The 25,438-nt window shown below is 70.1% G+C and carries 25 protein-coding genes and 1 pseudogene; 21 read left to right on the top strand and 5 right to left on the bottom strand.

The window, feature by feature from the left end:
- Positions 1–124 precede the first annotated feature (124 nt).
- Positions 125–1,075 carry a LysR family transcriptional regulator gene (locus AC1RL8_RS08740; protein ID WP_062479604.1) on the bottom strand — a complete coding sequence of 317 codons (951 nt, stop codon included), beginning with the start codon at positions 1,073–1,075 and terminating at the stop codon, positions 125–127.
- Positions 1,076–1,279: 204 nt separating this feature from the next.
- Between AC1RL8_RS08740 and AC1RL8_RS08735 the strand changes: the two genes are divergently transcribed.
- From AC1RL8_RS08735 to AC1RL8_RS08725, 3 genes are read left to right on the top strand one after another with little or no spacing between them, the layout of a single operon-like run.
- A complete protein-coding gene (locus AC1RL8_RS08735; RefSeq protein ID WP_169805078.1) occupies positions 1,280–1,441 on the top strand; it encodes a hypothetical protein in 162 nt (53 codons plus the stop codon).
- Positions 1,442–1,450: 9 nt separating this feature from the next.
- A complete protein-coding gene (locus tag AC1RL8_RS08730; protein ID WP_062479607.1) occupies positions 1,451–1,696 on the top strand; it encodes a hypothetical protein in 246 nt (81 codons plus the stop codon).
- Between the two features lie 12 nt (positions 1,697–1,708).
- Positions 1,709–1,960, top strand: a complete 252-nt coding sequence (locus AC1RL8_RS08725) for a general secretion pathway protein GspL (protein WP_095744491.1) — start codon at positions 1,709–1,711, stop codon at positions 1,958–1,960.
- 12 nt (positions 1,961–1,972) lie between these two features.
- On the opposite strand, the gene AC1RL8_RS08720 is transcribed toward AC1RL8_RS08725, so the two are convergent.
- Genes AC1RL8_RS08720 through AC1RL8_RS08710 form a run of 3 tightly spaced genes read right to left on the bottom strand, consistent with a single transcriptional unit; the run spans position 1,973 to position 5,611 of the window.
- On the bottom strand, positions 1,973–3,736 hold the full coding sequence (locus AC1RL8_RS08720; RefSeq protein WP_492685052.1) for a cytochrome c biogenesis protein DipZ: 1,764 nt from the start codon (positions 3,734–3,736) through the stop codon (positions 1,973–1,975).
- A 27-nt stretch (positions 3,737–3,763) separates the two neighbouring features.
- Complete coding sequence (locus tag AC1RL8_RS08715; protein WP_492685051.1) at positions 3,764–5,140, bottom strand: ATP-binding protein; 1,377 nt, start codon at positions 5,138–5,140, stop codon at positions 3,764–3,766.
- A 51-nt stretch (positions 5,141–5,191) separates the two neighbouring features.
- On the bottom strand, positions 5,192–5,611 hold the full coding sequence (locus AC1RL8_RS08710; RefSeq protein ID WP_062470958.1) for an organic hydroperoxide resistance protein: 420 nt from the start codon (positions 5,609–5,611) through the stop codon (positions 5,192–5,194).
- Between the two features lie 193 nt (positions 5,612–5,804).
- On the opposite strand from AC1RL8_RS08710, the gene AC1RL8_RS08705 reads away from it, so the two are divergent.
- On the top strand, positions 5,805–6,545 hold the full coding sequence (locus AC1RL8_RS08705; RefSeq protein WP_062470956.1) for a response regulator: 741 nt from the start codon (positions 5,805–5,807) through the stop codon (positions 6,543–6,545).
- A 368-nt stretch (positions 6,546–6,913) separates the two neighbouring features.
- The gene (locus tag AC1RL8_RS08700; RefSeq protein WP_492685050.1) at positions 6,914–7,936 is read left to right on the top strand and encodes an alpha/beta fold hydrolase; all 1,023 of its coding nucleotides are present in this window, start codon (positions 6,914–6,916) and stop codon (positions 7,934–7,936) included.
- A 13-nt stretch (positions 7,937–7,949) separates the two neighbouring features.
- Here the strand turns inward: AC1RL8_RS08700 and AC1RL8_RS08695 are convergent, their stop codons facing one another.
- Positions 7,950–8,861 carry a formate dehydrogenase accessory sulfurtransferase FdhD gene (locus AC1RL8_RS08695; RefSeq protein ID WP_492685049.1) on the bottom strand — a complete coding sequence of 304 codons (912 nt, stop codon included), beginning with the start codon at positions 8,859–8,861 and terminating at the stop codon, positions 7,950–7,952.
- Between the two features lie 82 nt (positions 8,862–8,943).
- Here AC1RL8_RS08695 and AC1RL8_RS08690 point away from each other — a divergent pair, with 82 nt between their 5' ends.
- The 16 genes and pseudogenes from AC1RL8_RS08690 (at position 8,944) to xth (ending at position 25,433) form a co-directional block, all read left to right on the top strand.
- A complete protein-coding gene (locus AC1RL8_RS08690) occupies positions 8,944–9,534 on the top strand; it encodes a DUF3305 domain-containing protein (protein ID WP_159275132.1) in 591 nt (196 codons plus the stop codon).
- On the top strand, positions 9,527–10,150 hold the full coding sequence (locus AC1RL8_RS08685; RefSeq protein WP_492685048.1) for a DUF3306 domain-containing protein: 624 nt from the start codon (positions 9,527–9,529) through the stop codon (positions 10,148–10,150). The genes AC1RL8_RS08690 and AC1RL8_RS08685 overlap by 8 nt, the downstream gene beginning before the upstream one ends.
- A complete protein-coding gene (locus AC1RL8_RS08680) occupies positions 10,110–12,188 on the top strand; it encodes a 4Fe-4S dicluster domain-containing protein (protein WP_492685701.1) in 2,079 nt (692 codons plus the stop codon). Before AC1RL8_RS08685 ends, AC1RL8_RS08680 begins: the two co-directional genes overlap by 41 nt.
- Positions 12,185–12,802, top strand: coding sequence for a TorD/DmsD family molecular chaperone (locus tag AC1RL8_RS08675; protein WP_369644135.1), 618 nt, complete (start codon positions 12,185–12,187; stop codon positions 12,800–12,802). Before AC1RL8_RS08680 ends, AC1RL8_RS08675 begins: the two co-directional genes overlap by 4 nt.
- Positions 12,803–12,916: 114 nt before the next feature.
- On the top strand, positions 12,917–13,141 hold the full coding sequence (locus tag AC1RL8_RS08670; protein ID WP_070059792.1) for a formate dehydrogenase: 225 nt from the start codon (positions 12,917–12,919) through the stop codon (positions 13,139–13,141).
- Between the two features lie 9 nt (positions 13,142–13,150).
- On the top strand, positions 13,151–16,126 hold the full coding sequence (locus AC1RL8_RS08665) for a formate dehydrogenase subunit alpha (RefSeq protein WP_159275129.1): 2,976 nt from the start codon (positions 13,151–13,153) through the stop codon (positions 16,124–16,126).
- A 9-nt stretch (positions 16,127–16,135) separates the two neighbouring features.
- Entirely contained in the window at positions 16,136–16,756 is a 621-nt protein-coding gene (gene fdh3B, locus AC1RL8_RS08660) for a formate dehydrogenase FDH3 subunit beta (RefSeq protein ID WP_062470938.1), read from the top strand.
- Positions 16,753–17,004 carry a hypothetical protein gene (locus AC1RL8_RS08655; protein WP_082817975.1) on the top strand — a complete coding sequence of 84 codons (252 nt, stop codon included), beginning with the start codon at positions 16,753–16,755 and terminating at the stop codon, positions 17,002–17,004. The genes fdh3B and AC1RL8_RS08655 overlap by 4 nt, the downstream gene beginning before the upstream one ends.
- Before the next feature lie 12 nt (positions 17,005–17,016).
- Entirely contained in the window at positions 17,017–18,279 is a 1,263-nt protein-coding gene (locus AC1RL8_RS08650) for a formate dehydrogenase subunit gamma (RefSeq protein ID WP_492685047.1), read from the top strand.
- Positions 18,276–18,665, top strand: coding sequence for a hypothetical protein (locus tag AC1RL8_RS08645; RefSeq protein ID WP_095744480.1), 390 nt, complete (start codon positions 18,276–18,278; stop codon positions 18,663–18,665). Before AC1RL8_RS08650 ends, AC1RL8_RS08645 begins: the two co-directional genes overlap by 4 nt.
- A gap of 152 nt (positions 18,666–18,817) precedes the next feature.
- Entirely contained in the window at positions 18,818–20,071 is a 1,254-nt protein-coding gene (locus AC1RL8_RS08640) for a molybdopterin molybdotransferase MoeA (RefSeq protein ID WP_492685046.1), read from the top strand.
- Complete coding sequence (locus AC1RL8_RS08635; protein ID WP_492685045.1) at positions 20,068–21,987, top strand: molybdopterin biosynthesis protein; 1,920 nt, start codon at positions 20,068–20,070, stop codon at positions 21,985–21,987. The genes AC1RL8_RS08640 and AC1RL8_RS08635 overlap by 4 nt, the downstream gene beginning before the upstream one ends.
- 48 nt (positions 21,988–22,035) lie before the next feature.
- Entirely contained in the window at positions 22,036–22,854 is an 819-nt protein-coding gene (locus AC1RL8_RS08630) for an ABC transporter substrate-binding protein (protein WP_492685700.1), read from the top strand.
- A gap of 76 nt (positions 22,855–22,930) precedes the next feature.
- A pseudogene (locus tag AC1RL8_RS08625) lies at positions 22,931–23,608 on the top strand (ABC transporter permease); the annotation flags it as partial.
- Between the two features lie 51 nt (positions 23,609–23,659).
- On the top strand, positions 23,660–24,424 hold the full coding sequence (locus AC1RL8_RS08620; RefSeq protein ID WP_492685699.1) for an ATP-binding cassette domain-containing protein: 765 nt from the start codon (positions 23,660–23,662) through the stop codon (positions 24,422–24,424).
- Between the two features lie 223 nt (positions 24,425–24,647).
- Positions 24,648–25,433 (top strand): exodeoxyribonuclease III, encoded by a 786-nt coding sequence (gene xth / locus AC1RL8_RS08615; protein WP_492685044.1) that lies wholly within the window; start codon positions 24,648–24,650, stop codon positions 25,431–25,433.
- The last annotated feature ends 5 nt before the right edge of the window (positions 25,434–25,438 follow it).

Raw genomic sequence — 25,438 nt, 5'->3', positions numbered from 1 at the left:
GGTGGCTGCGATGTGTGCACTGTAGGAAACGGGGGGCGCGAGCGGTAGGCCCGAAACGCGGGCCGCATTGTTCGGCAAATCCGTTCAATGCACAGGGTTTACCCCGGAACCGACCGCGCTCGCGTCAGGCGTCCCAGATCAGCCCCGGCGGCAGCAGGCCGCGTTCGATCATGGCCGCGTCCCATGGCGGCACCTTCGAGAACGCCTGGGTCAGGTGCTCGATGAACAGGCGCAGCTTGAAGGCATTGCGCGAGGTGCCCGCGTACACCGCGCTCAGCGAGAACGACGACAGCTGGTGCGCCGGCAGCACCACCTCCAGGTCGCCGCGCAGGATCGCCTCGCCGGCCACCAGCGTCGGCAGGCAGACGATGCCGGCGTGCTCCATGGCGTACTCGCGCAGCAGGTGCACGCTGTTGGTGAGCAGCGCCGCGCTCATGTACAGCGTGACCTGCTCGCCGGCATGATGGAAGGTCCAGCGGTCGCGCGTGGGGTAGCCCGAGTACAGGCCGAGCGTGTGCTTGTGCAACTCGCGCGGGCTCGCGGGCCGGCCGTGCGCGCGCAGGTATTCGGGCGTGGCGCAGAACACGCGGCGCACCGGGAACAGCGGGCGCGACACCAGCTCGGTCGACGCCGCCGGAAAGATCTGCAGCGCGCAATCGACGCCCGCCTTCACCGGGTCGACCACCGCGTCGCTCACGATGAGCTCCAGGTGGATGTCCGGAAAGCTCACCTGGAAAGCACGCAGCAGCGTCGCGAAATGCCCCAGCACGAAACCCGTGAGCGCATGCACGCGCAGCGTGCCGGTGGGCCCGTCCTTGGCGTCGCGCATCTGGTCCATGATGTCGTTGGCCCGCCCGACCAGCTCGACGCAGTCGCGCAGGAAGGCCTGTCCCACGTCACTGAGCCGGACCACGCGCGTGCTGCGGTGGAACAGCGGCGCGCCGACGTGGTCTTCGAGCTGCTTCACGCGGCTGGTCACCACCGATTTCGACACCCGCAGCTGGCGCGCGGCCTCGGCAAAGCTCTGGGTCTGTGCGACCCGCACGAAGGTCTCTATGTTCTCGAGGCGGTCCATGGGGCATGCAATGTAGCGGTTGCGCGGCGGCGGCCGGTCGGCCGCACGGGTGTGAAGTACTGCGCAATCCCGCTCGGAGATTGACCGCACCCTTCTCAATTCGCCCACAAATGTGAGCATTTCCCTGTGAGATTGTTAATACGGCAACTATTGTCCTGCTCCGAAGCACCCCGGGTGCACAAGAAATCGAAGCAGGGAGTTCCCATGACCAAATCCACGATCACCGTGATGCTCGCGCTGGCGGCATCCGTTCTCATGAGCGCCTGCGTGCACCACCACGCGCCACCGCCGCGCGCGGAGCCCGGGCCGGCGCACAAGGGCGGCAACTTCTGCCCGCCGGGCCAGGCCAAGAAGGGCAACTGCTGATCGCCCGCCATGCTGAACCCGTTCCTGCGTGACATGACGCCCGACGAACTGCCGACCGGCACCGCGCGGCCGGCCTACATCGCCCTGCTGCCTGTGCTGGCCTATGTGCTCGTCGCCATCGCCTTCCTGAGCATGTCGGTGGTCGTGCCGAGCCTGCTCGTGGCCTGCCTGTTCGCGACCGCGGCGGCCATGTCGCTGGGCGCGGGCGTGGTGCTCGGCATGAGCATCTGGATCTTTCCGCAGCTGTCGAGCTGAGGGCCGCACGCGATGAGTACTTCGAACGCTTCCGTCTTCCGCGTCCACAGCTGGCGCACGACCCTGCTGGCAGCCTCCGTGGTGCTGCTGATCGTGATGGCGCTGCTCATGAAGTGGCTGGTCGAGCTGCAGGTGGAAACCGCGCAGGAACGCCAGCTGCGCGAAGCCGTCGCCCGCGAGGCCGACGCCCGCTGCTTCGTGCTGCCCACGCGCCAGGAGGTCGACACCTGCCGGGCCGTCAACGCGGCGGGCCTGACGCCCTGACCGGCTCGCCGCTCAACCGAAGGTGAACGCGTAGGCCTGCGCGCCGGCGTCGAGAAACTCGATCTCGAACAGCCGCTCCCTGCCGCCGCCCGCCGACTGCCGCACCAGCTGGTACAGCTTCTGCGCATCGACCACGCCGTGGCCCTGGGCATCGGTGTCGGCGCCGTGGTCCGCCAGCGGCGGCTGGCCGTCCACCCGCACCGTGAAACGCACCGGCTTGCCGTCGGCCATCGGCCCGAGCACGAGGTGCAGGTCGCGCGCCTTGAAGCGGTAGGCCATGCGGCCATTGGCCTGGTTCAGCACGGCCCGCTCGCCCTCCACCGTCCAGTCGCCGCCCAGTGACCACTGGTTGGTGCGCAGCGAAGATGCCACCGGCTCGTAGGCCTTCGCACGGTCGCGCGCGATGCCGCCGGGCGACGCGAAGCCGTGCGCCCGCGCATGGCCCAGGTAGGTCTCGCCGGACTGCGCCGGCTCGGCGCCGGGCGCGGCCTGGGTGCCCTGCCCCAGCGGCGCCACCAGCCCGGCGGCGACCTGCGCCTGCCCGGCCTCGGCCAGCAGTTGCTGGATCACCTGCTCGGCCTTGTCGTAGCGGTTCTCGCCGAACTGGTGATGGCGGATGCGCCCCTGCGCATCGACGAAATAGAACGCCGGCCAGGCCTGGTTGTCGAAGCCGCGCCAGATCGAAAAGTCGTTGTCCAGCGCCACCGGGAACCCGATGCCCAGGTCTTTCACGGCCTTGCGCACGTTGGCCGGGTTCTTCTCGAACGCGAACTCCGGCGCATGCACGCCGAGGACGACCAGGCCCGCATCCTTGTACTTCTCGGCCCAGGCGCGCACGTAGGGCAGCGTGCGCAGGCAGTTGATGCACGAGTAGGTCCAGAAGTCGACCAGCACCACCTTGCCGCGCAAGGCCTCGGGCGTGAGCGGCGCCGAGTTGATCCACTCGGTCGCACCGGCCAGCGAAGGCAGGCGGCCTTCGACGCGGAGCTCGCGCGCGGGCACCGGGGCCGGGCGGGTGTCCGCGACGCGCACGAAGCCGGCGTCTGCACGCTGCGCCTGCGGCGCGTCTTGGCGCAGCGTGTCCACCAGCGCCTGTTCGAGCGCCGACGTGGTGCCCAGCGACAGGCGTGCGAGCCAGCCGGTGTCCAGCCCCAGCGCGATGGCGCCCACGCCCGCCAGCACCGCGGCACCGGCGAGGCGCCGCACGCCGTCGCCGGTCGGCAGCGTGCGCTTCAGCGCCGAGAGCAGCCGGCCGCCGGACAGCAGCGCCACCGCGAGCGAGGTGCACGCGCCGGCCGCGTAGGCGAGCAGCAGCAGCGAGGTGCCGACGCTCGCGCCGTTGAGCGCCGCGCCCGTCAGGATCAGCCCGAGGATTGGCCCCGCGCACGGTGCCCAGAGCAGGCCCGTGCCCACGCCGAGCCACAGCGGAGAAAACACCGAAGCCTGTGGCGCGTCGGAGATGCGCAGGCCCAGCGCCACCAGCGGCCGGCTCAGCCGCTCGGCCACGCGCGGGAACAGCAGCGTCGCACCGAACAGCGCGAGCAAGGCCATGGCCGCGTAGCGCCCGTATTCGTTGAGCGTGACGATCCAGCCGCCGCCCACCGCCGCGAGCGTGGCGACCACGGCGAAGGCCAGCGCCATGCCCACGAGCATCGGCAGGCCGTGCGAGCGGAACGGCCGGTCGGCGCGCGCGAACACGAAGGGCAGCACCGGCAGGATGCAGGGGCTCAGGATCGTGAGCACCCCGCCCAGGTAGGCGATGAAGAGGATGAGCATGGTGATGTGAAAGATGGGGGGTCGGGTTCAGCGGGCGGGCGCGGCGGCCAACGCCAGCCGCGCCTCGAGCCCGCCTTCGGGTCGGTTGTGCAGCGTGAGCTCGGCGCCCATCGCCATGGCCAGCTGGTGCGCGATGGCCAGGCCCAGGCCGGTGCCGCCGGTGCTGCGGTTGCGCGAGCTTTCGACGCGGTAGAAGGGCTTGAGCACCGCGTCGAGTTCCTCGGGGGGAATGCCCGGGCCGTTGTCGAGCACGCTCACCACGAGGCGGCCGCCCTCGCCTTCGCCCTCGCCTTCGGTTTGCACGCGCAGCGTCACGTCGGAGCCGAACTTGAGCGCGTTGTCGATCAGGTTCATCAGGATGCGGCGCAGCGCGTTCGGGCGGCTCACGATCGGCGCGCCGGCCCGGCCGTCGAGCCGCACCTGCTGGCCCACGTCTTCGTAGTCGGCCACCATGCTCTCGAACAGCGCATCGGCATCGATGCGCAGCGGCGGCTCGGTGGCGCCGTGCAGCGTGCGCGCATAGGTCACGCCTTCGCGCACCAGTGCGTTCATGGCGTCCAGGTCCTGGCGGAATTTCTCGCGGTCGTGCGTGTCGTCCATCAGGTCGGTGCGCAGGCGCATCCGCGTGATGGGCGTCTGCAGGTCGTGCGAGATGGCCGCCAGGATTTCGACGCGCTCCGCCATGTAGCCCGCGATGCGCTGCTGCATGGCGTTGAAGGCGCGCGCCGCGTGCGCCACTTCGGTCGGGCCCTCTTCCACCAGCGTGCGGCCCTTCAGGTCGGGTCCGAGCTGGTCGGCCGCGGCGGACAGCTGCGCGAGCGGCCGCGTCACCAGCCGCACCGCGACCCAGGCGCACACGGCCAGCACCAGCAGCTGGCCCACCAGCAGCCACATCACCCAGCCCGACACCGGCATGCCCACGCGCATGGCGTGCACGACCACGGACGAGCCATCGCCCAGCCGCACCTCGATCTGCAGGCCTTCGGGCGGCCAGGCCACCTCGCCGACCTTGACGACCGGGAACGGGCGCATCGCATCGACGATGGCCGCGGCAAACTGCTGCGAAGCCTCCGAGCGGGGCACGCTGCCCTGCGCACTGCCGCCCAGCACGAAGCGGTAGTTGCGCCGTTCCAGCCGGTCGAGCCAGCCGGCGCGCTCCGCCGCGGGGAGCCGGTCGAGGATGGCGACCGAGCTCGCGATGTCGCGCTCGATGCCGATCATCATCAGCTCGCGAAGCGCCATGTTCCGCTCGTAGCGGATCGCCGCGAAGGTGAGCAGCTGCGCGATCGCCAGGCCCACCACGATGATCAGCGTCACGCGGGAGAACAGCGAGCCGGGCAGCAGCCGGCGCCAGCGCGGCGCACTACCGGTCGGATTCGCAACGGGATTCGCGGAAGTGGGCATGGACAGCTTCTTCGTCAGGCGGCGTGGCGATGCGTCGTCAGCGCAGCGGGCTCACACCAGGTGGATGGCAACGTCGATGTTGCCTCGGGTTGCCTTGGAATAGGGGCAGGTCTGGTGCGCGGCCTCGGTGAGGGCCTGCGCCACCTCGCGGTCCAGGCCCGGCAGGCTCACGTTCAGGCGCGCCTGCAAGAAGTATTCGCCGCCCGCCGTGCCCAGGTCGACCTCGGCATCGACGGCCAGGTCGGGCGGCAGCGCGACCTTCATCTTGCCGGCCGCCTTGCCCATCGCGCCGATGAAGCAGGCCGACCAGCCGGCCGCGAACAGCTGCTCGGGGTTGGTGCCGGTGCCGGCGCTGCCGGGCGACGAGAGCTTGATGTCCAGGCGGCCATCGGAGCTGCGCGCCTCGCCGTCGCGGCCTCCCGAGGAGGTGTGGGTCTTGCCGGTGTAGAGGACTTTGTCGATGCGGGTCATGAGGGTTCCTTGAGTGCAGGGTGGTTGGAAAACGCACGGATTGTTGGGCCGCCCGCCCCCTGCCGGATCGCCTTCTGTATGCCTGTGTATCTGGCCCGTACATCCACACACTACGTTTCCACGGCCACCCCCGGCGCGCCGCCGGAACGCTACATTGCGGCTGCGGCGCCGTGCCGCCAATGCCTCCCCTGCCATGACGCCCAAGACCTCCGACCACATCCTCATCGTCGACGACGACCGGGACATCCGCGAACTGCTCACCACCTACCTGGTGAAGAACGGCTTGCGCGTGGTCGCGGTGCCCACCGGGCGCCACATGCGCGCCGCGCTCGAGGCGTCGGGGCCCTTCGACCTGATCATCCTGGACCTGATGCTGCCCGGCGAAGACGGGCTCACGCTGTGCCGCGACCTGCGCACCGGCAAGTACAAGGCCACGCCCATCCTCATGCTGACCGCGCGCAGCGAGGAAGCCGACCGCATCCTGGGCCTGGAGATGGGCGCCGACGACTACCTGGCCAAGCCCTTTTCCGCGCGCGAGCTGCTGGCGCGCATCCGCGCCGTGATGCGGCGCACGCGCATGCTGCCGCCCAACATGGGCACCGTCGAGCCTTCGCAGAAGCTGGGGTTCGGCGAGTGGCAGGTCGACACGGTCGCGCGCCACCTGATCGACGACGCCGGCGTGATGGTGGCGCTCAGCGGCGCCGAGTACCGGCTGCTGCGCGTGTTCCTGGACCACCCGCAGAAGGTGCTCAGCCGCGACCAGCTGCTGAGCCTGACGCAGGGCCGTGAGGCCGAGCTTTTCGAGCGTTCCATCGACCTGCTCGTGAGCCGGCTGCGCCAGCGCCTGCGCGACGACGCGCGCGAGCCGCGCTACATCAAGACCGTGCGCAGCGAAGGCTACGTGCTCGCTTCGGCGGTCGAAGCGAGAGACTGACCGACGCCACGCTCTGGCACTGGGTCGGGTGGCGCACCTCGTGCGCGAACCCGCCCGCGAAGAACAGCAGCGCGAACCAGAGCTTCTTGAATCCGCGAGGGCGCGTCATGGGGATTTCCTTCGGGCGATGAGTGGATGACGGGCGGATTGTTGGCTGCACGTTGGTCGCGCAACGGGCATTGCGTATGCCTGTGTATCCCGGCCCGACATCGACACACCACGTTTCGTTGAAGCGGTCTTGCGCGCCTGCGTTTGAAATTTAGTGTGGCCGGAACCGGCGCGGATACAGAGGCATACACAAGCCGATCAGCAGGTGGATTCCCCGCCGAACAATCGCGCCGTCCCCCTTCGCATCCCAGGAGATTTCCATGACCGCCTCCCCCTCGCTGCCACGCCGCGCGTTCCTCGGCAAGGCCGCACTCGGCCTCGCCGCCACGCAGCTCACGTCGATCGTTCCCGCCTTCGCCCAATCCGTCAGCACAGGCGGCGCCCGTCGCCTCGAACCCCTCAGGAGCATCGACGCCGGCAGCCTGCGCATCGGTTACTACGAAGCCGGCCCGGCCGACGGCGCGCCGGTGATTCTTCTGCACGGCTGGCCCTACGACATCCACATGTTCGTCGACGTCGCGCCGCAGCTGGCCGCCGCGGGCTTTCGCGTGATCGTGCCGTACCTGCGCGGCTACGGCACCACCCGCTTCCTGTCGGCCGACACGCCGCGCAACGGGCAGCAGTCGGCGGTGGCCGTCGACATCGTTGCGCTGATGGACGCGCTGAAGATCCCCGTCGCCACCGTGGCCGGCTGCGACTGGGGCGCGCGCACCGCGTGCATCATGGCCGCGCTGTGGCCTGAGCGCGTGAAGGCGCTGGTGTCGGTCAGCGGCTATCTCATCGGCAGCCAGGAGGCCGGCAAGGCGCCGCTGCCGCCGCAGGCCGAGCTGCAGTGGTGGTACCAGTACTACTTCGCGACCGAGCGCGGCCGCGCGGGCTACGAGAAAAACCGCCACGACTTCGCCAGACTCATCTGGCAGCTCGCCTCGCCGAAGTGGAACTTCGACGCCGCCACCTTCGAACGCAGCGCCGTCGCCTTCGAGAACCCCGACCACGTGGCGATCACGGTGCACAACTACCGCTGGCGCCTCGGCCTGGCCGAGGGCGAGGCGAAGTACCAGGCGCTGGAGAACCGGCTCGCCCAGGCGCCGGTGATCGGCGTGCCGACCATCACGCTCGAGGGCGACGCCAACGGCGCGCCACACCCGGAGCCCAGCGCGTATGCGAAGAAATTCTCGGGGCGCTACGAGCACCGGCTGGTCAGCGGCGGCATCGGCCACAACCTGCCGCAGGAGGCGCCCGAGGCGTTCGCGAAGGCGGTGATCGACGTGGCGCGCGGCTAAGCCGCGCGGGCCCTCAGTCGGCGACGAGCGCCTGCGCCAGCGGCTCGGCGTCGAAGCGCTCGAACCCGCAGTAGCACAGGAAGTGGCGGTTGGCCGCGCGGCCGAACAAGGTCATGCCGAGTTTGGTGGCCAGCTCGTGCCCCATCGCGGTGACGCCGTTGCGCGAGACGACGATCGGCACGCCCATGTGGGCCGACTTCATCACCATCTCGCTCGTCAGGCGGCCCGTGGTGTAGAAGACCTTGTCGCCGCCGTCGATGCCGTGCACCGCCATCCAGCCGGCGATGGTGTCGATGGCGTTGTGCCGTCCGACGTCTTCCGCGAACACCAGCATCTCGGTGCCACGGAACAGCGCGCATCCGTGCACCGACCCGGCATGCCGGTGCACGCTGTTGCGCGATTTCATCTGTTCGAGGATGCGCGCCAGCGTGCCCTGCGCGATGCGCGCCGACTGCGCGGCCGGCAGCCGCACGGCGCCGATCTGCGCCATGGCGTCGCCGAAGACGGTGCCTTGTCCGCAGCCCGTGGTCACGACCCGGTGCGCGGTCTTTTCGGCGAGGTTCGCGATGCCGCGGTGGGTCTTCACGGCGGCCGCCTCCACGCTCCAGTCGACGTCGATGCTCTCGACCTCGTCGGCGCGCCGCACCAGGTCCTGGTTGAGCAGGTAGCCCAGCACCAGCAACTCGGGCGCGGCGCCCAGGGTCATCAGCGTCACGAGTTCGCGCTTGTCGACGAAGACGGTCAACGGCCGCTCCGCCGGGATGTCGATGTCGCGGCGCTCGCCGTGCTGGTCGACGATCTCGATGCGGCGCAGCAGCGGGCCGCGCGCCGGGTTCAGGCGCGGCGCGCCGGCGCGCCGGGGCAGCGGGACCGCATCGAAAGCCAGCGGTGTGTCGTCTTCTGCGTCGTCTTCACGTGGGGCCATGCGGAATCCTACGCCACCGCTGCGAGCGGAGCTCGAAGGGGTACTGCTCGCGAACGGGCGCGCCATCGGCTATGGTTCGTTCATGCCTTCTTCGGACACTCCCGCGACCGCGCCCACGGGCCGCCCGACGCTCGACGTCGCGGTGGTCATGCGCCGCGAGCGCCTGCACGGCCCCTCGAGCCACTGGCAGCCCTGGCGCTGGACGCTCGACAGCGTGCTGCCCGACGAGCCCGGCTTCGGCACCGAGCCGCGTCTCCTGCGCGACGACGACGGCGAGCAGCACTGGCTGCACCCCGGCTTCCAGGTCGAGCTGTACCGCGACGAGGCCGAGGGCTACCACCTCAACGCAATCACGCCGACCCCGTGCTGGTTCGTGCTGTGGCGCATGGACGAGGAACCGACGCTTTCCACGGAACCCATTCCGCGGCCGGTCGTGGTCACGCTCAGCTACTACGAGGCCGGGCGCTGGCTCGATGCGCAGGAAACCGTCGAGCAGGTGCCGGCGCCCGCGGAGGTGGTCGACTGGGTGCGCGCCTTCGTCGACGAGCACTACGTGGTCGAGCCCAAGCGCCGCCGGCGGCCCGAGAGCTTCCGCTCGCTGGTCGATCGCTTCGGCAACGCCGCGAGCGTGACGACCGAGAAGAAACGCGGGCGGGGTGCGGGCGATGTCTGAAGGTTTCCTGGGACGCTGGTCGCGCCGCAAGCAGGAGGTGCGCGCGGCCGAGGCCGCCGTGGAAGAAAAGACCCTGCCGGCCGTGGAACCCGTCGCGGCGCCAGCGCCGGTGCCAGCACCCGCCGCGCTCGCCGAGCCCCCCGCCGCCGACGGCGAGCAGGACACCGCGCCGCCGTTGACGCTCGCGGATGTGGATGCGCTCGACATCAGGTCCGACTTCAAGCCCTTCCTCACGAAGCAGGTGGCGCCCGAGGTCAAGAACGCGGCCTTCCGCAAGCTCTTTGCCGATCCGCATTTCAACGTGATGGACGGCCTCGACACCTACGTCGACGACTACTCCCAGTCCACGCCCGTGCCCGAGAGCGTGCTGCGCCAGATGGCCAGCGCCAAGTTCCTCAAGCTCTTCGACGAAGCCCCCGAAGACATTCCCCCGGAAACCCCCGACGGCGTCGAAACGTCGGACGTGGCACAGTCCCAGGATCCCGCAACGCTTCCCAGCCCGCCGGTTGCCACGCAGCAACCCGCCAGCCAAGAAACCGATGACCACCACGCTGATTTGCGACTGCAACCAGACGATGCCGCTCGAGCCGAAGACGCTCGGCGCGGCACTGGCTGAAACCCTCCCGCTGCATTCGTCGCTGTGCCGCCGCGAGGCGACCTCCTTCCAGCGCGCCATCCAGTCCGGCGACGACGTCGTGGTCGCCTGCACCCAGGAAAAACGGCTGTTCGGCGAACTCGCCACGCAGACGCCCAACGCCACCTCGCCGATCCGCTTCATCAACATCCGCGAGACGGGCGGCTGGAGCCGCGACGCGAAAAGCGCGATGCCGAAGATCGCCGCGCTGCTGGCCGCCGCCAGCCTGCCCGAGCCCGACCCCGTCTCGACCGTGAGCTACACCAGCCAGGGCCGGCTGCTGATCATCGGCCCGCTCGACGCCGCCGAACGCGCCGCGGCGCTGGTCGGCGACACGCTCGACGTCACCCTGCTCGCGCAGGGCCCCGGTGCAGACGGTGGCGCCCAGGCGCGCCGCTGGCCGGTGATCGCCGGGCGCATCGATGCGCTCACCGGCTGGCTCGGCGCCTTCACGCTGCGCTGGACGCGCGACAACGCGATCGACCTCGACCTGTGCACCCGCTGCAATGCCTGCGTGGTCGCCTGCCCCGAGCAGGCCATCGGGCTGGACTACCAGATCGACAACGCGCGCTGCACCTCGCACCGCGACTGCGAACGCGCCTGCAGCGTGGCCGGCGCCATCAACTTCAGCCGCGCGCCGCAGGCGCTCGACGCGGCCTTCGACCTCGTGCTCGACCTCGGCGCCGCGCCGCAGATCGACTGGCACGCGCCGCCGCAGGGCTACTTCCACCTGCCCGGCGGCGTCGCGCAGGCCGAGGGCCTGCAGACGCTGCTGCGCCTGCGCGAGCTGGTGGGCGAATTCGAGAAGCCCAAGTTCTTCGACTACAAGCAGAAACTGTGCGCGCACAGCCGCAACGAGGTGGTCGGCTGCAACGCCTGCGTCGAGGTGTGCTCGGCCCACGCCGTGAGCAGCGACCCGCAGCGCCAGCGCATCGTGGTCAACCCGAACCTGTGCGTCGGCTGCGGCGCCTGCACCACGGTGTGCCCGACGGGCGCGCTGGGCTACACCTACCCGCGCGCGCCCGACCAGGGCCTGAAGCTGCGCAAGCTGCTCGGCACCTATGCCGCGGCGGGCGGACGCGATGCGGCGCTGCTGCTGCACAGCCAGGAAGGCGGCCAGGCGCTGCTCGAACAGCTCGGCCGGCAGGCGCAGCTGGGCAAGGCCCAGGGCGTGCCGGCGCGCGTGATGCCGGTCGACCTCTTTCATGCGGCCAGCACCGGCATCGACCTGTGGCTGAGCGCCGTCGCCTTCGGCGCCTCGCAGGTCGCCGTGCTGTGCACCGGCGAAGAGGCGCCGCAGTACCTCGCGGCGCTCAAGCAACAGCGGGACGTCGCGCAGGCGCTGCTGCTGGGCCTGGGCTACACCGGCACGCACTTCCACGTGATCGAGGCCGATTCGCCCGCTGTTCTGGACGCCGCGCTGGCCGGCCTGCGCACGACCACGCAGCGCGTGCCGGCCACGGCGGCGCGCTTCGCCGTCGGCGCCGACAAGCGCGACCGGCTCGAGATGGCGCTGGACCACCTGATGGGCGCGGCCCCGGCCCTGCAGGCGCCCGCCGAGGCCCCGCTGGCCTTCGCGCTGCCGGCCGGATCGCCGCTGGGCGCCGTCGCGGTCGACAAGGACAAATGCACGCTGTGCCTGGCCTGCGTCAGCGCCTGCCCGTCGGGTGCGCTGCTGGACAGCCAGAGCGCGCCGCAGCTGCGCTTCATCGAGAAGAACTGCGTGCAGTGCGGCCTGTGCGAAACCACCTGCCCCGAGGACGCCGTCTCGCTCGTGCCGCGCCTGCTGGCCGCGCCCGAGCGCAAGCAGCAGGTGCTGCTGAACGAGGCCAAGCCCTGGGCCTGCATCCGCTGCAGCAAGCCCTTCGGCACGCAAAAAGCCATCGAGGCCATGCTCGGCAAGCTGGCCGGGCATGCCATGTTCCAGGGCGAAGCGCTGGAGCGCCTCAAGATGTGCAGCGACTGCCGCGTCATCGACCTGTACAGCGCCACCAACGAAGTGAAGATCGCCCCGCTATGAGCCAGACCTTTCCCGCCACGTCCGCGCTCGACGAGGAGGTGGCCCGGGCCGAGCTCTACGGCCTGCTCGCGCGCCTGTGGTATGCCGCGCCCGATGCCGAATTGCTGGAGGCCTTCCAGGTCGCGCCCACCGAGGCGCCGGCCGCGGGCGCCTTCCTGGAAGAGCCGTGGCGCCAGCTGGTCGGCATCGCGCGCGACACCGACGCGGCCGCCGCGCACGAGGAATACGACGCGCTCTTCGGCGGCATCGGCAAGCCCGAGGTCTTCCTGTTCGGTTCGCACTACCTGAGCGGCTTTCTCAACGACAAGCCGCTCGTGCAGCTGCGCCACGACCTCGACAAGCTGGGCCTGGCGCGCACCGAGACCACCTACGAAACCGAGGACCACATCGCCTGCCTGTTCGAGGTCATGCGCTACCTGATCGCCGGCGAGGACGTGGCGGTGGCCAACCTCACGCAGCAACAGGCGATGTTCTCCAGACACGTCCAGCCGTGGCTGCCCGCCTTGTGCGATGCTGTGTTGCAGCATCCGAAGGCGCGGTTCTATGCGGCGCTCGCCGCCTTCACCCGCGCATTCGGCGACGTCGAGGCGCAGGCCTTCGACATGCTGGACTGAAGCGAACGAATGCGAGGGGTATTCAGGTTGCTCACACCTTGTTGCTGGTCTAGTATCCACAAGGCCGACCGGGTTTCCCCTCTCTCGTCGCGCCCAGCCACTCCTGGAGTCAATATGCAGGACAGCCAAAACACCGGCATCAAGCCGGCCTCCCGCCGCGGATTCTTCATCGGTGCCGCCACCGCCGGCGCCGCTGCGGTGGCCGTCACGTCGCTGCCAAACATGGCCGAGACACCCGTCGCCGCCGTCGCCCCCTCTTTGCCGCCCCCGCCCGAAAACGGCGGCGGCTATTCCCTGAGCGAACACGTCAAGCGTTACTACGCCACCACGTCAGCCTGAGGAGACCCCGTGCTTCTGACCAGAAAATCCCCAGGCACCGCGAGCCCGCGGGCCTCCGACGCGTCGCCCTTCGTTCACAGTCTGCGGCGCGGCCTCGCGAACGCCCTGCCGACCATGGACCGGCGCGCCTTCCTGCGGCGCTCCGGCCTCGGCGTCGGCGTGGGCCTGGCGGCCAGCCAGCTCACGCTGATCCAGAAGGCCAAGGCCGCCGACGGCCGGCCCACGGCCATCGGCGCCGGCAAGATCGAGGTGAAGCGCACCGTATGCTCGCACTGCTCGGTCGGCTGCGCGTCCGACGCGGTGGTCGAGAACGGCGTGTGGGTGCGCCAGGAGCCGGTGTTCGACTCGCCCATCAACCTGGGCGCCCACTGCGCCAAGGGTGCGGCGCTGCGCGAGCACGGCCACGGCGAGTACCGCCTGCGCTACCCGATGAAGCTCGTGAACGGCAAGTACGAGCGCATCAGCTGGGACACCGCACTCGACGAGATCACCGCCAAGCTGAAGGAACTCACCAAGGCCAGCGGCCCCGACGCCATCTACTGGATCGGCTCGAGCAAGCACAGCAACGAACAGGCCTACCTGCTGCGCAAGTTCGTGAGCTTCTTCGGCAGCAACAACTGCGACCACCAGGCGCGCATCTGCCACTCGACCACGGTCGCGGGCGTGGCGAACACATGGGGCTACGGCGCCATGACCAATTCGTACAACGACATGCGCAACGCGAAGATCGCGATGTACATCGGCTCCAACGCGGCCGAGGCGCACCCCGTGAGCATGCTGCACATGCTGCATGCCAAGGAAAACGGCTGCAAGATGATCGTGGTCGACCCGCGCTTCACGCGCACGGCGGCCAAGGCCCACGAGTACGTGCGCATCCGCTCGGGCTCGGACATCGCGTTCCTGTTCGGCATCCTGCACCACATCTTCAAGAACGGCTGGGAAGACAAGCGCTACCTCAACGACCGCGTCTACGGCATGGAAGAAGTGCGCGCGGAAGTCATGAGCAAGTGGACGCCGGACAAGGTCGAGGAGGCCTGCGGCGTGAGCGAGGCGCAGGTGCTGAAGGTCGCGACCATGCTGCACGAGCACCGCCCCGGCACTGTGGTGTGGTGCATGGGCCAGACGCAGCACAGCATCGGCAACGCCATCGTGCGGGCCTCGTGCATCCTGCAGCTGGCGCTGGGCAACGTGGGCACCTCGGGCGGCGGCACCAACATCTTCCGCGGCCACGACAACGTGCAGGGCGCGACCGACGTCGGCCCCAACCCCGATTCGCTGCCGGGCTACTACGGCCTGGTCGAAGGCTCGTGGAAGCACTTCGCCGCCACCTGGGGCGTGGACTTCGAATGGATCAAGGGCCGCTTCGCCTCGCCCGCGATGATGAGCAAGCCCGGCATCACGGTGTCGCGCTGGATCGACGGCGTGCTCGAGAAGAACGAGCTCATCGACCAGGACTCGAACCTGCGCGGCGTCTTCTACTGGGGCCACGCGCCCAACTCGCAGACGCGCGGCCTCGAGATGAAGCGGGCCATGGACAAGCTCGACCTGCTGGTCGTGGTCGACCCGTACCCCTCGGCCACGGCCGCCATGGCCGCGATGCCGGGCCGGCCCGAGGACGCCAACGCGAACCGTGCGGTGTACCTGCTGCCCGCGTGCACGCAGTTCGAGACCAGCGGGTCGGTGACGGCGTCGAACCGTTCGATCCAGTGGCGCGAGAAGGTCATCGAGCCGCTGTGGGAAAGCCGCACCGACCACATGATCATGCAGCAGTTCGCCGACCGCCTGGGCTTCGGCAAGGAGCTCAGCAAGAACTACAAGATGCAGAAGGTCAAGGGCATGGACGAGCCCGTGCCCGACGACATCCTGCGCGAGATCAACAAGTGCTGCTGGGCCGTCGGCTACTCGGGCCAGAGCCCCGAGCGGCTGCAGGCACACATGCGCAACATGGCCGCCTTCGACGTGCGCACGCTGCGGGCCAAGGGGGCGGTCAAGGACAAGGTCAACGGCTACGACATCTCGGGCGACTACTTCGGCCTGCCCTGGCCCTGCTACGGCACGCCCGAGCTCAAGCACCCCGGCTCGCCGAACCTGTACGACCCGTCCAAGCACGTGATGGACGGCGGCGGCAATTTCCGCGCGAACTTCGGCGTGGAGCGCAACGGCAAGAACCTGCTGGCCGAGGACGGCTCCCACTCGCTGGGCGCCGACATCACCACCGGCTACCCCGAGCTCGACCACCTGCTGCTCAAGAAGCTGGGCTGGTGGGACGAACTCACCGAGGCCGAGAAGCCCAAGGCCGAGGGCAAGAACTGGAAGACCGACAGCTCGGGCGGCATGATCCGCGTGTTCATGAAGAACCACGGCTGCCACCCCTTCGGCAACGCCAAGGCGCGCGCGGTGGTGTGGAACTTTCCCGACGCGATCCCGCAGCACCGCGAGCCGATCTACGGCACGCGCCCCGACCTCGTCGCCAAGTACCCGACGCACGACGACAAGATGGCCTTCTGGCGCATGCCCACGCTCTACAAGACGGTGCAGCAGAAGAACATCGCCGACAAGATCGCCGAGAAGTTCCCCTACATCATGACCTCGGGGCGGCTCGTGGAGTACGAGGGCGGCGGCGAGGAAACGCGCTCCAACCCCTGGCTGGCCGAGCTGCAGCAGGAGATGTTCATCGAGATCAACCCGAAGGTGGCGGCCGAGAAGAACATCCGCAACGGCGAGCGCGCCTGGGTGCACACGCCCACGGGCGCCAAGCTCAACGTGCAGGCGCTGGTGACCGAGCGCGTGGGGCCCGACACGGTGTTCATGCCCTTCCACTTCTCGGGCCGCTGGCAGGGCGAAGACCTGCTGGCCTACTACCCCAAGGGCGCGGCGCCCATCGTGCGCGGCGAGGCCATCAACACCGCCACCACCTACGGCTACGACAGCGTCACCATGATGCAAGAGACCAAGACCACGGTCTGCAACATCGAGAAAGCATAAGGAATCACCATGGCAAGAATGAAGTTCGTCTGCGATTCCGAGCGCTGCATCGAGTGCAACGGCTGCGTCACGGCCTGCAAGAACGAGAACGAGGTGCCCTGGGGCGTGAATCGCCGCCGCGTGGTCACGCTCAACGACGGCCTGCCGGGCGAGAAATCGATCTCGGTGGCCTGCATGCACTGCTCCGACGCGCCCTGCATGGCGGTGTGCCCCGTGCAATGCTTCTACCGCACCGACGAAGGCGTGGTGCTGCACGACAAGGACGTGTGCATCGGCTGCGGCTACTGCTCGTACGCCTGCCCCTTCGGCGCGCCCCAGTTCCCGTCGCAGGGCACCTTCGGTGCGCGCGGCAAGATGGACAAGTGCACCTTCTGCGCCGGCGGCCCCGAAGCCAACGGCTCCGAAGCCGAGTTCGAGAAGTACGGCCGCAACCGCCTGGCCGAAGGCAAGCTGCCGGCCTGCGCCGAGATGTGCTCGACCAAGGCCCTGCTGGCCGGCGACGGCGACGTGGTGGCCGACATCTTCCGCACCCGCGTCGTGCACCGCGGCACGGGCGCCGAGGTCTGGGGCTGGGGCACGGCCTACGGCTCGCAACAGGCCGGCACGCCGCCCACCGGAGGCACCAAGTGAAGCGCGCGGTCGTGATGCTCGTCGCGCTCGCTTCGGGCGCGATGCTGCTGGCGGCCTGCAGCGAGAAGCCGCAGACGAACGCCGAGGGCGTCAAGCACGACGCGGTGCCCTGGAGCGGCACGGGCACGCAGGCCAACACCGGCACCGCCTTCACCGCGCCCGGCTGGAAGGTGGGCGACAAGACGGCGTGGGAGCAGCAGATCAAGACGCGCTCCAACGGCCAGAACGAGTACACCCGAGAAAACTGAACCGGAGGCCGCATGAGCGTCACCATTCGCACCAGGCACGCGTTCCACGCGCTGCTGGCGACCGCGCTCCTGGGCTGGGCGGCGGTGGCGCCGGCCCAGGAGGCCAACCCGGCCGCGAGCGGCGCCGTGACCGCAGCGCCCGCGCCTGCTTCGCCTGCCGCAGCCTCCACAGCCGCAGCGGCACCGAAGGCCGAGGGCGGCATCCGCAGCCAGAACATCTTCGACGTCAAGCCCGAGGCCAGCGCCGACCCCAACTACCTCAACCAGACCAACGGCGAGCGCAACAAGGTGCAGCCCGGCAACAACGCGCCGATGTGGCGCCAGGTGAGCGGCGGCGTCACCGGCTACAGCAGCCTGCCGGTGAGCCAGGCGCCCGAGGCCGGCAACCTGATCCAGCGTTTCGTGCAGTACCCGGGCTCGCGCTTCACCAACGCGGGCGAGGCCTGGCGGCAGGTGCGCAACGACTGGATCATTCCGTACGGCGCGGCGCTGCTCTTCGTGACGCTGCTGGCACTGGCCATCTTCTATTTCACACGCGGGCCGATCCGCCTGCACGGCACCGAAACCGGCCGCAAGATCGAGCGCTTCACGCCCTTCGAGCGCGCCACGCACTGGTCGAACGCGCTGGCCTTCGTCACGCTCGCGATCTCGGGCATCGTGATGGCCTTCGGCAAGTTCTTCCTGCTGCCGGTGCTGGGCAGCACGCTGTTCGGCTGGCTCGCCTACGTGCTCAAGACGGTGCACAACTTCGTGGGGCCGCTGTTCGTGGTGACCACGCTGTTCATGATCTTCACCTTCATCCGCAGCAACTGGCCGAGCAAGGACGACTTCACCTGGCTGCGGCATGGCGGCGGCCTGTTCGGCGGCAAGGAGCCCGCGTCGCACCGCTTCAACGCCGGCGAGAAGGCGGTGTTCTGGGGCGGCGTGCTGTTCCTGGGCAGCATCGTCATCGCCTCGGGCCTGTTCCTGGACAAGTTGCTGCCCGGCTTCGTCTACACGCGCGGCGAGATGCAGGTCGCGCACATGGTGCACGCGGTGGCCACGCTGCTCATGATGGCGATGATCATGGGCCACATCTACATCGGCACGCTGGGCATGGACGGCGCCTACAAGGCGATGCGCGAAGGCTATGTCGACGAGGCCTGGGCGCGCGAGCACCACAAGCTCTGGTACGACGACATCCAGGCCGGCAAGATCCCCGCGCAGCGCTCGCAACCGGCCGGCGCACCCGAGCCCGCACGGCCGGCGACGGCGCAGCAAGGAACCTCCGCATGAAGCACACGCTGACCCTTCTCCTGTGCGCACTCGCTGCGACCTCTGCTGTCGCCAAGCTCCCCCCGCCCACGCCGGAAGCGCAGGCCAAGGCCGCCGAGGCCGCGGCCCGCACCGCGTGGAGCGCCAAGACCGACGGCTACCTGCTGTGCAAGTCACAGGACCAGGTCGCCGCCAAGTACCGCGCGAGCGCGCAGGCCGCCGGCAAGCCGGCACCGGCCGCGGTGGCCACGCCGCCCTGCGTGGACCCGGGGCCTTACGCCGCTGCCCCCAAGGTTGAAACCAAGCCCATCGAGGCATCGGGCGCCCACTCCCCGGCCCCCACGGCCGCGTCGCCGCCGAGTTCGAACCAGACCTCGGCGCAGACGAATCCCGCACCCAAGAAGTAAGCCGACGGCGCACCGCGCGTGCGCGGACGCGGCTGAAGAAAAAACGACCGCAAATGGCCCGCCGGCAAGGTCCGGCACGGCCGCCCTTGCGCATGGCTGTCGGGTGCCATGCCCGACCACGCCGGCGACCTCCAACTTCTATACTGGCCCCGATGCCCACACCCGAACGAACTGCCTCGACCGATGTGCGTATGCGCGGCTTCACGCAGCGCGCCGAGGTGCCCGCCGCCCTCGCCTGGATCGACGCCCACACGCCCTTGTTGCCCGGTGAATCCGTGGCCGTCGACGAGGCCACGGGGCGGGTGCTGCTGCAGGAGGTGATCGCGCCCATCGCGGTGCCCGAGTTCGACCGCGCGGCCATGGACGGCTATGCGCTGCGCGGCGGCGAGACCACGGGGGCCGGCGAATACAACCCGCTCGAGTTCCCGATCGCGGGCCACGCCTGGCCCGGCCGCCCCTTCGAAGGCGAGGTGCCCGCGGGCGCCGCCATCCGCATCATGACCGGCGCCCCGGTGCCGCGCGGGCTCGATGCCGTGGTGCCCGCCGAATACGCAAGCGAGCAGGACGGGCGCCTGGCCATCACGCGCGCCGTCGCGCCGGGCCAGCATGTGGGCCACATCGGCGAGGACATCGCGCGCGGCAGCACCGCGCTGGCCACGGGCCGCCGCCTGCGCCCGCAGGACGCGGGGCTGGTGGCATCGCTCGGCCTGGCGCAGTTGCAGGTGGTGCGCCGGCCGCGCGTGCGGCTGCTCGTCACCGGCAACGAAGTGCGCGCGCCCGGCACGCCCAAGGGCCCGAGCGAGATCTACGACGCCAACTCCGTGACCTTGCGCGGCCTCGTGGCGCGCGACGGCGGCCTGCTCGAGTCGCACCAGCGCCTGGGCGACGACCCGCAAATCATCGCGCAGGCCCTGGCCGCGCCCGGCGCCGATGTGGTGCTCATCTCCGGCGGCTCCAGCGTGGGCGCCGAGGACCACGCGCCGCGCCTGCTGGCCGAACTCGGCGAGCTGGCCATCCACGGCATCGCGATGCGGCCTTCCAGCCCGGCCGGCATGGGGCGCATCGGCGGCACGCTGGTGTTCCTGCTGCCGGGCAACCCGGTCTCCTGCCTGTGCGCCTACGACTTCTTTGCCGGGCGTGCGATCCGCCTGCTCGGCGGCCGGCCCGCCGACTGGCCCTACCCGCGCACGCGCGCCACCGTGGCGCGCAAGATCGTCTCGCAGGTGGGGCGCGTCGACTACGTGCGCGTGAAGATCGGCGCCGACGGCGTGGAGCCGCTCGCGCTCTCGGGCGCCTCGGTGCTGAGCTCGACCACGCGCGCCGACGGCTTCGTGATCGCCCCCGCCGAAAGCGAAGGCTTCGGGCCCGGAACCGACGTCACTGTTCATCTGTACGAGTGCCTGTGAAAGCCCAATCGCAATTTCTCGATGTCGTCACGCGGGACGAGGCCGAGCGCCGCTTCCGCGAACACCTGAGCCTCGCGCCCCTGGGCCGCGAGACCGTTCCCCTGCACGCGGCACTGGGCCGGGTGCTCGCCGACGACGCGGTCGCCGCCATCGACGTGCCCGGCTTCGACCGCTCCAACGTCGACGGCTTTGCCGTGCAGGCCGCCGACACCTGGGGCGCGATGGAAGAACAGGTCCGCGCGCTGGCCCTCGTCGGCGAGACGCTGGCACCCGGCATCGTGCCGCGGCGCGAAGTGACGCCCGGCCACGCCACGGCGATCGCCACCGGCGGCATGCTGCCGCGCGGCGCCGACGCGGTGGTGATGGTGGAGCACACCGACCTCGACGACGGCAGCGTGCAGGTGCGCCGCGCCGCCACGGCCGGCGAGAACGTCAGCTACGCCGGCACCGACATCGCACGCGGCGAGACCGTGCTGCGCGCCGGCCAGGTGCTGAGCTCGCGCGAGATCGGCGTGCTCGCGGCGCTGGGCCTGGCCGAGGTCACCGTGTGGCGCAAGCCGCACGTCGCCATCTTCTCCACCGGCAACGAGATCGTCGCGCCCGGTGCGCCGCTGCCCACGGGCGCGGTGTACGACTCCAACGCCGCCATCATCGGCGCCGCGGTCGAGGAACTGGGCGGCGAGCCGGTGCGCCTGGGCGTGATCCCCGACGACGAGGCCCTGCTGTCGGCCGCGCTCGCGCGGGGCCTCGCATGCGATGCCGTGGTCTTTTCGGGCGGTACATCCAAGGGCGAAGGCGACCTGTCGTACCGCGTGGTGGCCGCCCTCGGCGACCCGGGCGTGGTGGCGCACGGCGTGGCGCTCAAGCCCGGCAAGCCGGTGTGCCTGGCGGTCACGGGCGGCAAGCCGGTCGTGATCCTGCCGGGCTTTCCGACCTCGGCGGTCTTCACCTTCCACGAGTTCCTGGCGCCCGTGATCCGCGCCTTCGCGGGCCGGCCGCCGCAGCGGCATGCGCACGTGGCGGCCACGCTGCCGATGCGCGTGAACTCCGAGCGCGGCCGCACCGAGTACCTGCTGGTGGGCCTGGTGCCCACCGACGACGGCGTGGCCGCCTACCCGATGGGCAAGGGCTCGGGCTCGGTCACCACCTTCAGCAGCGCCGACGGCTTCATCACCATCGGCCAGCACACCGAGATCGTCGATGCCGGCGCCCCCGTGCAGGTGCAGCTGCTGGGCCAGGGGCTGGACGCCGCCGACCTGATCTTCATCGGCAGCCATTGCGTGGGCCTGGACTGGCTGGCCGGCGAACTGATGCGCCAGGGCATCCGCATCAAGGCCATGAACGTGGGCAGCACCGGCGGGCTGATGGCCGCCAAGCGCGGCGAATGCGACGTGGCCGGCATCCACCTGATGGACCCGGCGACGGGCGTCTACAACCGGCCGCTGCTCACGCCGGGCCTCGAACTGGTGACGGGCTACGGCCGCATGCAGGGCGTGGTCCATCGCCCCGGCGACGCGCGCTTCGAGGGCCTGGACGCCGCAGCGGCCATCGCCGCAGCGACCGCGCAGCCCGGCTGCACCATGGTCAACCGCAACGCCGGCAGCGGCACGCGCATCCTCATCGACCGCCTGCTCGGCGGCGCGCAACCGCCCGGCTACGGCGTGCAGACCAAGTCGCACAACGCGGTGGCGGTGGCCGTGGCGCAGCAGCGCGCCGACTGGGGCCTGGCCATCGACACGGTCGCGCGGCAGTACGGGCTGGGTTTCATTCCCGTGCAGGAGGAACGCTACGACTTCGTGGTGCCCCAGGCACGGCTTGCGCGCGCACCGGTGCAGGCCTTCATTGCGCTGCTGCAATCGGCCGCGGCGCGCGAAGCGCTGGGCCGGCTGGGCTTTCGCGTCGATGCCGCAGCCTGATGGCCGAACCGCTTCTTTCTTTCACTCTCGAGGACTGACACGATGACGATGGCTTCGCGCAGACGCTTCACCCTTCTCGCCCTCGCCGGCACGCTGCTCGCCCCGATGGCGCACGCACAGGACAAGTTCATCGTGCTGGCATCGACCACCTCGACGGAACAGTCGGGCCTGTTCAAGCACCTGCTGCCGCAGTTCACGAAAGCATCGGGCACCGAGGTACGCGTGGTGGCGGTGGGCACGGGCCAGGCGCTGGACATGGCGCGCCGCGGCGACGCCGACGCGCTGTTCGTGCACGACCAGCCCGCCGAAGAGAAATTCGTCGCCGAGGGCTTCGGCCTGCCGCGCCGCCCGGTCATGTACAACGACTTCGTGCTGATCGGGCCCAAGTCCGACCCGGCCGGCGTGCGCGGCAACGACATCGCGGCGGCGCTCAAGCGCCTGGGCACCACGGGCGGCGCCTTCGTCTCGCGCGGCGACAAGAGCGGCACGCATGCGGCCGAGCTGCGCCAGTGGAAGCTCGCCGGCATCGACCTGGCCGCGGCCAAGCCGGCGGGCTACAAGGAATGCGGCTGCGGCATGGGCCAGGCGCTCAACATCGCGGCGTCGACCAATGCCTATGTGCTGTCCGACCGCGGCACCTGGCTCAACTTCAAGAACCGCGCCGACCTGGGCATCGTGGTCGAGGGCGACAAGCAGCTGTTCAACCAGTACGGCGTGATCGTCGTGAACCCCGCCAGGCACCCGCATGTGAAGAAAGACCTGGCGCAAGCCTTCTCCGACTGGGTCGTGTCGCGCGACGGGCAGGCCGCCATCGCCGCGTACAAGATCGGCGGCGAGCAGCTCTTCTTCCCGAACGCAGGCCAGTGAACGGCGCGCCGGTCGATGACGGGGCCGGGCCACGCGATGCGCACGGCCTCGCGTCGGCGATGAAGGCCGTCTTTCGATGAACACCGTGACCGAAGGCTGGGCGCTGGCCTGGCACCTCATCACCAGCGCCGACCCCGAACTCGTGCGCATCACGGCGCTCTCGCTGCAGGTGAGCGCCACGGCCTGCCTGATCGGCGCGCTGTTCGGCCTGCTGCTGGGCGCCTGGCTGGCGGTGGCGCGGTTCCCGGGGCATGCGCTGGCCGTGTGGCTGGTGAACACGCTGCTCGCCCTGCCCGCCGTGGTGGTGGGCCTGCTGGTGTACCTGCTGCTCTCGCGCTCGGGGCCGCTGGGCGAACTGGGCATCCTGTTCACGCCGTCGGCGATGGTGGTGGCGCAGAGCGTGCTCGTCACGCCGCTGATCGCCGCGCTGTCGCGCCGGCTCGTGATGGCGGCGCTGGCCGACGGCGGCGACCAGCTGCGCTCGCTGGGCGCCGGGCCGCTGGCCACCGCCCTGCTGATGCTGGTGCACGACCGGATGGGCGTGGCCACCGTGCTGCTCACGGCCTTCGCGCGGGCCATCGCCGAGGTCGGCGCCGTGATGATCGTCGGCGGCAACATCGCCGGCGTCACGCGCGTGATGACCACCACCATCGCGCTGGAGACCAGCAAGGGCGACCTCGCGCTGGCCCTGGCGCTGGGCATCGTGCTGCTGGCGGTGGTCGGTGCGGTCAACGGCGCCATCGGGCTGCTGCAATGGCTGGCCACGCGTCCGCTGAACACTGCCCCGCCGGCGAAGCCGCGCGCGGTGCGCCGCGCGCCCGCCCCGCACACGCCGGCCGTGGCCGGCACGGTGCCGCTGATCCGGCTCGAGCGCGCCACGGTGCGCTTCGGCGCACTGATCGCGCTGGACGAGGCCTCGCTGACCCTGCACCGGGGCGACCGGCTCGTGCTCGTGGGCGCCAACGGCTCGGGCAAGACCACGCTGCTGCGGCTGCTGCACGGGCTGCTGCCCTGCGAAGGACGCTGCGAGCGCCTGCCGCTGCGGCCCGAAGGCCGCCTGCCGCGCGCGGCCATGCTGTTCCAGCGCCCGTTCCTGCTGAGCCTGTCGGTGTGGCGCAACGTGTGGGTGGGCCTGTGGCTGGCGGGCGTGCCGGCCGCCGAACGCAGCGAGCGCTGCGGCCTGGCGCTGGCGCGCGTGGGCCTGCTCGAACATGCCGAGCGCTCGGCGCGTTCGCTGTCGGGCGGCCAGCAGCAGCGCCTGGGCCTGGCGCGCGCCTGGGCGCTGCAGCCGGACATCCTGTTCCTGGACGAGCCCACGGCCAGCCTGGACCCTGGCGCCAAGAACGAGATCGAGGCCCTCATCGAAGAAGTCGCCCACAGCGGCGTGACGATCGTGATGAGCACGCACAACCTCGGGCAGGCCAAGCGCCTGGCCACGCGCGTGGCGTACCTGCACGCGGGGCGCATCGTGGTCGAGCGGCCCGTGGCGAGCTTCTTCGATTCGGACGATCTGCCGCCCGAGGCTGCCCAGTTCCTGCAGGGTGAGCTGGGCTGGTACCTTCAGCCCTAGCGCCGGCGGGCGGGTCGGCGGTTCCGCGCCCCTCGCCTTCGCTTACACGGCATCCCGATCCAGCGAGGCAAAATACCGCGATGGAAATCACTGTCGCGGTCTCGCTGCCGACACGCCTTCCTTCCGGGTCTGGGCGCGGCCATTTCTTTCGCCTGCACAGAGACCTCACCGACCGGCTGCGAACGCACGACCGCCCCCCGATAACCGAATACGCAGAGCCCTCATGAAAATAGCCACCTGGAACGTCAACTCCCTCACCGCGCGCCTGCAGCATGTGCTCGACTGGCTCATCGCCAACCCGGTCGATGTGCTGTGCCTGCAGGAGCTCAAGATGACCGACGACAAGTTTCCGCTCGAGGTGCTGAAGTCGGCCGGCTACGAGGCGGCGGTGTTCGGGCAGAAGACCTACAACGGCGTCGCCATCCTCAGCCTGGCGCCGGTGCGCGACGTGGTGAAGAACATCGAGAACTTCGCCGACGAGCAGTCGCGCGTGATCGCCGCCACCATCGATACGCCCTCGGGCCCGCTGCGCGTGATCAACGGCTACTTCGTGAACGGCCAGGAGCCGGGCAGCGAGAAGTTCGCCTACAAGATGAAGTGGCTCGACGCGCTGCACGCCTACATCGCGCGTGAACTCGCTGCGCACCCGAACCTCGTGCTGCTGGGCGACTTCAACGTCACGCCCGAAGACCGCGACAGCTTCGACCCCGTGGGCCTGAAGGAAACGATCCATCACACGACCGAAGAGCGCGACCACTTCAAGGCGCTGCTCGGCCTGGGCCTGACCGACAGCTTCCGCATGTTCGAGCAGCCCGAAAAGAGCTTCTCGTGGTGGGACTACCGCATGCTGGGCTACCAGAAGAATCGCGGCCTGCGCATCGACCACATCCTCGTGAGCGAGCCGCTGCGGCCGCTGGTGAAGGGTTGCGTCATCGACCGCGTGCCGCGCAAGTGGGAAAAGCCGAGCGACCACGCCCCGGTGGTGCTCGAACTCGGCGCGGGCGCCTGACGGCC

This window comes from Variovorax sp. GW822-FHT04E09, from assembly GCF_058800845.1.
Note: the sequence above shows the minus strand (reverse complement) of the source record. Positions and strands in the feature narration are given on the sequence as shown.

Excerpts from the sequence above, each read along its gene's own strand:
- AC1RL8_RS08740 (WP_062479604.1), bottom strand. The coding sequence starts at position 1,075 with ATGGACCGCCTCGAGAACATAGAGACCTTCGTGCGGGTCGCACAGACC.
- AC1RL8_RS08735 (WP_169805078.1), top strand. The coding sequence starts at position 1,280 with ATGACCAAATCCACGATCACCGTGATGCTCGCGCTGGCGGCATCCGTT.
- AC1RL8_RS08730 (WP_062479607.1), top strand. The coding sequence starts at position 1,451 with ATGCTGAACCCGTTCCTGCGTGACATGACGCCCGACGAACTGCCGACC.
- AC1RL8_RS08725 (WP_095744491.1), top strand. The coding sequence starts at position 1,709 with ATGAGTACTTCGAACGCTTCCGTCTTCCGCGTCCACAGCTGGCGCACG.
- AC1RL8_RS08720 (WP_492685052.1), bottom strand. The coding sequence starts at position 3,736 with ATGCTCATCCTCTTCATCGCCTACCTGGGCGGGGTGCTCACGATCCTG.
- AC1RL8_RS08715 (WP_492685051.1), bottom strand. The coding sequence starts at position 5,140 with ATGCCCACTTCCGCGAATCCCGTTGCGAATCCGACCGGTAGTGCGCCG.
- AC1RL8_RS08710 (WP_062470958.1), bottom strand. The coding sequence starts at position 5,611 with ATGACCCGCATCGACAAAGTCCTCTACACCGGCAAGACCCACACCTCC.
- AC1RL8_RS08705 (WP_062470956.1), top strand. The coding sequence starts at position 5,805 with ATGACGCCCAAGACCTCCGACCACATCCTCATCGTCGACGACGACCGG.
- AC1RL8_RS08700 (WP_492685050.1), top strand. The coding sequence starts at position 6,914 with ATGACCGCCTCCCCCTCGCTGCCACGCCGCGCGTTCCTCGGCAAGGCC.
- AC1RL8_RS08695 (WP_492685049.1), bottom strand. The coding sequence starts at position 8,861 with ATGGCCCCACGTGAAGACGACGCAGAAGACGACACACCGCTGGCTTTC.
- AC1RL8_RS08690 (WP_159275132.1), top strand. The coding sequence starts at position 8,944 with ATGCCTTCTTCGGACACTCCCGCGACCGCGCCCACGGGCCGCCCGACG.
- AC1RL8_RS08685 (WP_492685048.1), top strand. The coding sequence starts at position 9,527 with ATGTCTGAAGGTTTCCTGGGACGCTGGTCGCGCCGCAAGCAGGAGGTG.
- AC1RL8_RS08680 (WP_492685701.1), top strand. The coding sequence starts at position 10,110 with ATGCCGCTCGAGCCGAAGACGCTCGGCGCGGCACTGGCTGAAACCCTC.
- AC1RL8_RS08675 (WP_369644135.1), top strand. The coding sequence starts at position 12,185 with ATGAGCCAGACCTTTCCCGCCACGTCCGCGCTCGACGAGGAGGTGGCC.
- AC1RL8_RS08670 (WP_070059792.1), top strand. The coding sequence starts at position 12,917 with ATGCAGGACAGCCAAAACACCGGCATCAAGCCGGCCTCCCGCCGCGGA.
- fdh3B (WP_062470938.1), top strand. The coding sequence starts at position 16,136 with ATGGCAAGAATGAAGTTCGTCTGCGATTCCGAGCGCTGCATCGAGTGC.
- AC1RL8_RS08650 (WP_492685047.1), top strand. The coding sequence starts at position 17,017 with ATGAGCGTCACCATTCGCACCAGGCACGCGTTCCACGCGCTGCTGGCG.
- AC1RL8_RS08645 (WP_095744480.1), top strand. The coding sequence starts at position 18,276 with ATGAAGCACACGCTGACCCTTCTCCTGTGCGCACTCGCTGCGACCTCT.
- AC1RL8_RS08640 (WP_492685046.1), top strand. The coding sequence starts at position 18,818 with ATGCCCACACCCGAACGAACTGCCTCGACCGATGTGCGTATGCGCGGC.
- AC1RL8_RS08630 (WP_492685700.1), top strand. The coding sequence starts at position 22,036 with ATGGCTTCGCGCAGACGCTTCACCCTTCTCGCCCTCGCCGGCACGCTG.
- xth (WP_492685044.1), top strand. The coding sequence starts at position 24,648 with ATGAAAATAGCCACCTGGAACGTCAACTCCCTCACCGCGCGCCTGCAG.